The 4,060-nt window shown below is 34.9% G+C and carries 6 protein-coding genes and 1 pseudogene; all 7 read left to right on the top strand.

The window, feature by feature from the left end; all coding sequences use genetic code 11:
- Positions 1-756: hypothetical protein (locus tag SJ312_RS22950; protein ID WP_319868396.1), on the top strand; the 756-nt coding region annotated here is incomplete at its 5' end.
- Positions 757-772: 16 nt separating this feature from the next.
- Positions 773-1,096 (top strand): hypothetical protein, encoded by a 324-nt coding sequence (locus SJ312_RS22945; RefSeq protein ID WP_036959259.1) that lies wholly within the window; start codon positions 773-775, stop codon positions 1,094-1,096.
- A 371-nt stretch (positions 1,097-1,467) separates the two neighbouring features.
- Complete coding sequence (locus SJ312_RS22940) at positions 1,468-2,817, top strand: hypothetical protein (RefSeq protein WP_262410995.1); 1,350 nt, start codon at positions 1,468-1,470, stop codon at positions 2,815-2,817.
- Position 2,818: 1 nt separating this feature from the next.
- Positions 2,819-3,073, top strand: a complete 255-nt coding sequence (locus SJ312_RS22935) for a hypothetical protein (protein WP_094962978.1) — start codon at positions 2,819-2,821, stop codon at positions 3,071-3,073.
- Positions 3,074-3,267: 194 nt separating this feature from the next.
- On the top strand, positions 3,268-3,618 hold the full coding sequence (locus SJ312_RS22930; protein WP_153674210.1) for a hypothetical protein: 351 nt from the start codon (positions 3,268-3,270) through the stop codon (positions 3,616-3,618).
- Positions 3,615-3,851: a hypothetical protein gene (locus SJ312_RS22925; protein WP_004265618.1), complete on the top strand. Its 237-nt coding sequence runs from the start codon at positions 3,615-3,617 to the stop codon at positions 3,849-3,851. Before SJ312_RS22930 ends, SJ312_RS22925 begins: the two co-directional genes overlap by 4 nt.
- A 134-nt stretch (positions 3,852-3,985) precedes the next feature.
- Positions 3,986-4,057: pseudogene (locus tag SJ312_RS23550) on the top strand (dihydrolipoamide dehydrogenase); the annotation flags it as partial.
- Positions 4,058-4,060 lie beyond the last annotated feature (3 nt).

The following is a 4,060-nucleotide window of genomic DNA, read 5'->3' as shown; positions in this document are numbered from 1 at the left end:
GAAATTAAGAGACAACATAAAAGTATCACGGATAAAATTCAGTTTAATTTAAATGAATTAAATAAGCTGAAAATAGCTCAAAGTAGCATGTTTGCTATTCCCTCTCCGAATGTTCCTACATTACCTCATGGTGTTGGTTTAAATACGCAAGTCACACAAACGGCAAACAGCAACATAGTAAAAGGTGTCGAAAAGACATTAGGCAATATTCGCGATGGCTTAGCTGAAACGTTTGATTGCTCTTTTGGCATGAGTTGCTCAAATGATATAGATAAAGCAGCAAAAAATTCAAATGTTGGGAAACCTCATACTGGTGGCGACCAAATACCCGAACAAGGAAAAATTGATACGGGTGGAAACCAGATACCTGAGCAAGGGCGGACGGATACTGGCGGAGATCAAATACCTGAACATATAGATAATACGCATATAACCCCACTGCCTAATCAGATTACAGTAGAAGATATTGCCTATTTATCTGAAAACAAAAATAATATTAAAAATAAATGGCATCATGGTAGTTTTAACTCTCCTGACGAATCATTACAGAAGCATTATGAAAAACATGGAAAAGAAGTTGGAGCGGGTAGTGTTGAGCAGTACAGAAACAAAGCTGAAGAATTTGTCAAAAACTTAAAAGGTGCTAGAACAGTGAAAGTAAGAGGTGCGACTGATAATGTGACTCGTTATTATAAAAACGGGAAATATTTAGATAGAACATCCGAAGGGAAAATAATATCTTTTGGAAAACAATAATATAGAGGGATATGTTATGTGGCATGATTTAAATATTACAAAAGTGAGCTGTATAGAGAAAACAGTTGCTGAATTCACAGTTACTATGATCCCTATTTTGCCTTATGCCAAAATGAAGATAAAAATTTATGAAGATCAGTCGGGTTTTTTTACAGGTATGACGGATTTAGCAATAAAAAGAAAATTTGATGGTTGCCCCGAGTGCGCCATTGGACGTGGAAGTACCATTGAAAAAGCGTTAGAAGATACTATCCTCTATTTTAAAGAAATGTTGAGTCAAGATGGTTTTACTGAATTAACCGAAGATGATATTAGCTACGCAGAGTGGTCTGATTTTTAAAAGTTAAAAGATCCCAGTTCGGTACTGGGATCTCTGCTAACAATTTTACTCATCCTCAGCTAACTGGATGATTAGCTGTCCGGTTTGGCTGCTGAGATTTACGAAGGTAGCATTACTGATTTACCAAACGCAAAAGCGAATTGAAGCCAATGTGGAAACACGTTGGCTTTTTTTGTTTTTGTGAATATAAACAATTAGTCACATGTTTCTGTTCTATTATTTATTAAAATCGATATTAATCATTTTATAAGTAATAAGCTTTTAATTTTAAATGGCCGAATGTTTATTAATGATAACGGTTAGTTGACTATAAAAATATTAAATTCTAATTTCTTTATTCTGTTTTTTATAACTAATAAGGAAGTTAGTTTATGGATGATGTGACAGACCTAGGTACAATAACTGTATGGGGAACTCGATTACCTGTTGATAATAATACCGCTTTATATTTCGGTGATGGATATTATGAAGGATATAACAGTTATCTTGAAAGTTATAGACATGATATTTCACCTGAATGGTATCATTCCCTAAATGATTTTATGGATTACATGTCATATTGTGAATACATGGTTACTCCCATAGATATTGAGCCTTTATTAGACAAAAATGGAAAGGTTGATTTATCATCAAAAGAAAATATTGAAACAAAAAAGGGAATAATTAAAGAGCATATCGAGAAACAAAAATTATTTTTGGAAGAAGTTGAAGGATTTAATGAATGGAAATTTTTAAATAATCCAGAGAAATATCCTTTTGAACAAGAAATAATAATATCAGGCAGATTAATCAGAAAAGAGTATAAAACCTCAGCTGAGCTAGATAGCTTTTTAGTTGGATATAATAAGAATACCTATCTAGACAGTTTGAATGACAATTATAAATATGGAGATGGGGATGAAGAGATACTTGATAAGTCGGCAAGAGAAAGTATTGTTTCTGTTAAATATCTACATAGCAGATTAATTAATGCCATTGATGTTAATACAGAGAATTTGAATAAACTCAACTTTACTCAAAGTAGCATGTTTGCTATTCCCTCTCCGAATGTTCCTACATTACCTCATGGTGTCGGTTTAAATACGCAAGTCACACAAACGGCAAATAGCAACATTGCAAAAGGTATCGAAAATGCCTTAGGTAATATTCGTGATGGCCTAGCGGAAACGTTTGATTGCTCTTTTGGCATGAGTTGCTCAAATGATATAGATAAAGCAGCAAATAATTCAAATGTTGAGAAATTTCATACTGGTGGCGACCAAATACCTGAGCAAGGCCGGATAGATACAAGCGGAAACCAAATACCCGAACAAGGAAAAATTGATACGGGTGGAAACCAGTTTCCAGAACCGAACGAAAAACTGCCTGGAACATCTATTCCTGATACTCTATCTTTAGATAACCTCGCCTATTTAGACAAGATTACACAAGGTGAACATGCGGGAATCAGAAATAAAGAGGGGCGTCCAGTCAGTTCAGTCATTAATGATGTTCAAAAATCGAGGCCTTCAGATATCTTAATACAAGATGATGGTCGTTGGGTTGTAAAAGGTAATGACGGAAGAATACATCTAATTGAGCCTGATGGAGAAGTGGTCTCGTCATTTAAAAATAGTGATAAAAATACTGCTCAACGTACTAGAGATGGGCGATGGAATAGACCTAGTAATGAAAAACTAGATGAATTTAAAGAAAAATTTTCTGATTATGTGAGGTGGTAGGATGGATACATTAAAAATTAATTACATACCAGAAGCGGATGTAACTTTATTTGATATTCGTTTATCTGAATCGGAAATTGTAATTTATACAGATTGCTTAAATTACGTTTTAACTCATTTATCTGATGAGCAAATATATGAAAAAACGGAATGTTCAAATAAACAAGAGTTATCACATTACTTGACAGATCTAAAAAATTTAATGAAATCAATGGAACATAGAAGATACCTTCCTAATAGGTACAAAAATCTATAAAAAATAATGGCATAGTGGCTATTTAAAGAGCCACTAAGCCAACAAATTTTAGTTTCTTACCTCAATCATTTTACTCGCTCTCAGCCAACCGGATGATCAACTGTCCGGCTTGGCGAGTGAGAGTATGTGGTTACTCACCTTAAACCCAAACTCACTCAATCACTTGCCGCTTAACGTGAGTTGTGGGCTGGGGTTTGGTTTACCTCGGTTGGGGGGAACCCATTGTATACTTTCTGGTTTTGACCACTGCTTCTTTAGCCGTCAGTGTTTTTACACTACAATCGTGCTTATTCTCAGCTGTGAGAGCATGGGACAAACATGTAACTAGGCCCGATGGCGTTTTTGAACCCTTAAATGATAATCCAGCACAAAAAAATGCTGCTGCCGAGAATTTCATCCGAGAAATCTTTAAAGATCCTAAAGTAGTTCGAAACGATTTAGGTGGTGGTGCATTTGAATATCGTTTGCCTAGTGAAAAAGGCGTTAAATATAATGCGGATGGCTCATTTAATACTGTGTTAGACCCAAAGAAGGCAATAAAATGAAAGATAATAAATTAGAACTATTTTTTTCAAGTCCAATGGAATATGAGAATCTAACGTTAGAGGTTCAATTAAATTGGGAGCGGGTTGCAGAAATTAATCAAGATAAAGGTGTAGATAATTTAGAAATTGAACTATTTGGTTCAGATTTATCCCACGGTTTTACAGCTAAAATGCCTTTAGATGATCTAATTTCAATATTGATTGAAGCCAGAGATACATTAAAGAAACAATGAATTTTTACTGAATGAGTAAAAATCCTTGCTCTACACAGGGATCTGAATTAACGGTCTTACTCGCTGTCAGCTAATGGGATGATTAGCTGTCCGGTTTGGCTCGTGAGGGGGAGTGGCTACCTTAGGGAATATTCGGTATGGCTGCTGAGATTTACGAAGGTAGCATTACTGATTTACCAAACGCAAAAGCGAAAAAGAAAAAATAATTT

The sequence above is a fragment of the Providencia sp. CIM-Carb-044 genome, assembly GCF_033901115.1.
Taxonomy (GTDB): domain Bacteria; phylum Pseudomonadota; class Gammaproteobacteria; order Enterobacterales; family Enterobacteriaceae; genus Providencia; species Providencia hangzhouensis.
Note: the sequence above shows the minus strand (reverse complement) of the source record. Positions and strands in the feature narration are given on the sequence as shown.

Bases quoted from the DNA above. Each gene is read 5' to 3' on its own strand.
- SJ312_RS22945 (WP_036959259.1), top strand. From the start codon at position 773: ATGTGGCATGATTTAAATATTACAAAAGTGAGCTGTATAGAGAAAACA.
- SJ312_RS22940 (WP_262410995.1), top strand. From the start codon at position 1,468: ATGGATGATGTGACAGACCTAGGTACAATAACTGTATGGGGAACTCGA.
- SJ312_RS22935 (WP_094962978.1), top strand. From the start codon at position 2,819: ATGGATACATTAAAAATTAATTACATACCAGAAGCGGATGTAACTTTA.
- SJ312_RS22925 (WP_004265618.1), top strand. From the start codon at position 3,615: ATGAAAGATAATAAATTAGAACTATTTTTTTCAAGTCCAATGGAATAT.